A 554-nucleotide genomic window follows, 5' to 3' on the forward strand; every position below is an offset into this window, starting at 1 on the left:
CGGCAATGGCGGCAAGGGCGAAGCAGGCAACGAGGTCGTCGGCGATATTCGCGGCGATATCGAAACCTATGGCGATCTGAGCAGCGGCTTTGTCGCCCAGTCGGTCGGCGGGGGCGGCGGCAACGGCGGTTACAGCGTTGCCGGTTCTGTTTCGGGCGGTATCGGCGGCATCGGCGTGTCGATTGGCATCGGCGGCAACGGCGGCTTTAATGTCAGCGGCGCCGTGGCCGGCGGTATTGGCGCGGCTGCGGTTTCTGTCGGCCTTGGCGGTAATGGCGGTTCGGGCGGCACGGGTGGCCGCGTCGACGCATTCGCAGGCGATACCATTGAAACCCAGGGCATGTTGTCCGGTGGCTTCGTCGCCCAGTCGATCGGCGGCGGCGGCGGCCGTTTCGGGCAGCATCGCGGGGGGGCTTGGCGCAGGGGCCATCAACGTCGGTCTCGGCGGCACGGGCGCCGGCGGCGGCAATGGCGGCGTCGTCAACGCCACCGCCCATGACATCCTGACCGAAGGGCTTGGTTCGACGGGCTTCCTGGCCCAGTCGGTCGGCGGC

At 69.1% G+C, this 554-nt stretch carries 1 pseudogene; it reads left to right on the forward strand.

The window, feature by feature from the left end:
• A pseudogene (locus HX774_RS19480) lies at positions 1-499 on the forward strand (hypothetical protein); the annotation flags it as partial.
• Positions 500-554 lie beyond the last annotated feature (55 nt).

This window comes from Brevundimonas sp. P7753 (assembly GCF_013386595.1).
Lineage (GTDB): Bacteria > Pseudomonadota > Alphaproteobacteria > Caulobacterales > Caulobacteraceae > Brevundimonas > Brevundimonas bullata.